Here is a 2,396-nt window from a genome sequence, read left to right as displayed (position 1 = left end):
GAGCTTACCCGCCTGAGTGTTGGTCAGAGGTCCGATCTCGGGGTCGAGTTCGAGAGCCCGCATCTGGTCTGTAATGAAATCGGTAACGACTCCCTGCTCGTGAAGTTCCTTGGAGGTCCATTCATATCTCTTCAAAGTCGGATCAGCGGCCCGGGTTCCGGCAAGCGATAGGGTTTGCCCCAGCCCTTTAGAGGACTCCAGGAGTAATTCAGGGGTTGCGCCCATCCAGGTTCCTACACCGGGGTGGTGAAATAAATAGGTAAAAGCAGTGGGATAGGACTGCATCATTCCGTGTGCCGTATTAAACAGGTCGGAAGTCATTGGGATGGAAAACCTCCTGCTGACCACTACCTTTTCAAGCGAATCTGCTTCGATGCTCTTTTTTGCCGCTGTTACCAGGTCTAAATGAATTTCCCGTCCCACGGGATTTCGAACGGGATCCTTGTGTCGGATTGGGTCTTTTGCGGGTTTGTACTTACACTGATAAAAGGCGTCAGGTTTGAGGAATACCAGGGGTGCATCACCCTGGTTGTGATCGAAAGGAGCCATCACAAATCCGGGACGTTCAAAATCCAGAGTACTGTGCAGGCTCTTATCGGATTGAAGCAAAGCGTTTATCTGCTGAGCCCAGGGTTTTTTATACAAGACAAAGGGAAGATTTCTGCCATAGTGATCCCGCAGCAATCCAAACAGGGCTTTTCGTTTTTTCTTATTTGGCAATGGCAATTGTGGTGAGTTTGCACATGGAAATTAACTCGTCAGCTTCGTTGGCAACGCGAATTTGCCAAAGTTGAGTCGTCCGTCCCTTATGGAGGAGAGAAGCCGTCGCATACACGTACCCTTCCCGGATACTTTTTACATGATTCGCTGCAATTTCAATACCCCGGACGGAGACTTTTGCAGCATCGAGAAAAACGAAGGAGGCCGCACTGGCCACACTTTCTGCAAGAGCTACAGTAGCTCCCCCGTGCAGAATACCATCGGGTTGATAAACTTTAGGGACGACCGGCATTCGGGCCACCAGGAAATTTTCACCTACGTCTGTATACTCGATATCCAGCGTCTCCATAAGTGTATTCTTACGAACGGAATTGCAGACTTGTAGTATTTTTTCTTTGTATTCCTGCATGCTTTGGTCATTTTTGTAAAGGTAATCATTCCATAAAAACCATGTCGGCAAAGCCCCCTCCCTCCTCTGAAGAAAAATTCCTGACCATTCAGACTACCCATCCGTATGAAACGCTTAATTCATGGACCCCGGACACCAAACAGGTATGGGTGGTTTTTCATGGAATCGGATACCTTTCGAGGTACTTTTTACGGCATTTTCAGCACCTGGATCCCAAAGAGAATTACATCATTGCCCCACAAGCACCTGCCTTGTACTATCTGGATGAGACCTATACCCATATAGGTGCCAGCTGGCTGACGCGGGAAAATACAGTCCTTTATATGGATAACCTCCTGCACCTGCTCGACCAATTGTGGAGAACCGAAGAACTCCAGAAGGCCCCATCTCTGGTCCTTATGGGGTATTCACAGGGCGTGTCTGTTCTGTGCCGGTGGATTGCTGCGCGAAAATTAAAATGTGAAAGGTTGTTGCTTTATGCGGGTCGTGTACCCGAAGAACTAAGGGCGGAGGACTTCGCCCACCTGCCTGCGGAAACCGGAGTAGACTTTTTCTTAGGAGACAGGGATCCTTTTGTGACGCCCGAGATGCGCGAGGGAATGAGGGACCGAATGAAACTACTCTTTGGGAGCCGCTTGAAAATCAATGAATTTTCAGGTGGGCATACATTGGTCAATACGCTGATAACCGCATAAATAAAAGACAAGGAAAGGGGGTTTATTATCCGATATCCCGGGCTGTTGAAAACAATAATCCAGAGGGTAATTCCCGATAATTTATCAGCGGTTATTGTTTGGGAAGACTGTCTGCCTCCTGCTCCATCAGGGGCTGATAATAGGCAATTTTCCGAGTCGTATACGAATTTTGAGGGGTTACAATTTTCTTTATCCAGTTCGCAGGAGTTCGCCCGTCTGTCTGATAGATAAACTCTTTTTGACTCACCCGATTCGCTTTGGGCTTCCCGGATTCCACCCCATAGTAAGTTGTTGTTTCCCGAGACATCAAACCCGCTTCATTGTAGGAAAATTTATGCTGGTTTACCATCTGAAATTCTTCCTTTGAAGGGTCAAATGTATAATTGGATACCTCCACAGTCCGGTTTAACGTATCCCGAATCTCTTCAACAGCCTTTTGAGGGGTGCCCTGAAAATAATCCTTCCGCAGTTCTACCTGATGGTTGGCCCCTGAAACCTCTTTCCGGGAAGTCCTGATAGTCTTTATCAATTGTCCGTTCAACAGATATTCAGAGGTGGACTCTCCTTTATAC

General features: G+C 47.7%; 3 protein-coding genes and 1 pseudogene. 1 reads left to right on the top strand and 3 read right to left on the bottom strand.

The window, feature by feature from the left end; all coding sequences use genetic code 11:
* Both WBV75_RS14480 and WBV75_RS14475 read right to left on the bottom strand, forming a co-directional pair.
* Positions 1–720 (bottom strand): chorismate-binding protein (locus tag WBV75_RS14480; RefSeq protein ID WP_424121292.1); only part of this gene is annotated, 720 nt, incomplete at its 3' end.
* Complete coding sequence (locus WBV75_RS14475; RefSeq protein WP_424121291.1) at positions 710–1,129, bottom strand: PaaI family thioesterase; 420 nt, start codon at positions 1,127–1,129, stop codon at positions 710–712. The genes WBV75_RS14480 and WBV75_RS14475, both read right to left, overlap by 11 nt.
* Before the next feature lie 41 nt (positions 1,130–1,170).
* On the opposite strand from WBV75_RS14475, the gene WBV75_RS14470 reads away from it, so the two are divergent.
* On the top strand, positions 1,171–1,824 hold the full coding sequence (locus WBV75_RS14470) for an alpha/beta hydrolase (protein WP_424121290.1): 654 nt from the start codon (positions 1,171–1,173) through the stop codon (positions 1,822–1,824).
* A 91-nt stretch (positions 1,825–1,915) separates the two neighbouring features.
* Here the strand turns inward: WBV75_RS14470 and WBV75_RS14465 are convergent.
* A pseudogene (locus tag WBV75_RS14465) lies at positions 1,916–2,396 on the bottom strand (hypothetical protein); the annotation flags it as partial.

It is taken from the genome of Robiginitalea sp. (genome assembly GCF_049588695.1).
In the GTDB taxonomy this organism is placed as follows: Bacteria; Bacteroidota; Bacteroidia; order Flavobacteriales; family Flavobacteriaceae; genus Robiginitalea.
The sequence above is the reverse complement of the archived record's forward strand: the minus strand, read 5'-3'. Positions and strand labels throughout refer to the sequence as shown.